Origin of the sequence: Elizabethkingia argenteiflava (assembly GCF_009904105.1) — a bacterium.
GTDB lineage: Bacteria > Bacteroidota > Bacteroidia > Flavobacteriales > Weeksellaceae > Elizabethkingia > Elizabethkingia argenteiflava.
On record NZ_JAAABJ010000584.1, the window covers coordinates 1 to 321 of the forward strand.

The window sequence follows — 321 nt, forward strand, 5'->3', positions numbered from 1 at the left end:
GAAAAATCAGAAAAAATACCAAAAATAAAATGTATTACCCTATGTAAACTCCCCCATAAATAGTACGACTAAAATTTAGACAAAAAGTTTAAATTTAGGATTATATATTATGAAAAAGAAACAATTCTGTGCGAATCAGATTTCCAGTATTTTGAAAGAATTCGATAATGGTAGAAGTATAGAAGAGCTTGTACACAGCTATGGCATTAGCAGAGCAACACTGTATAATTGGCGCAAAAAGTACGGAGGAATGGAAGCGAGTGAAATGAAGAAAGTGAAAGAACTAGAAGCAGAAAACAGACGCTTAAAGCGTATGTATGC

At 32.7% G+C, this 321-nt stretch carries 1 protein-coding gene; it reads left to right on the forward strand.

Going from position 1 to position 321, the window contains the following annotated elements:
• Positions 1-109: 109 nt before the first annotated feature.
• Positions 110-321 (forward strand): transposase (locus GNY06_RS09640; RefSeq protein ID WP_166519885.1); only part of this gene is annotated, 212 nt, incomplete at its 3' end.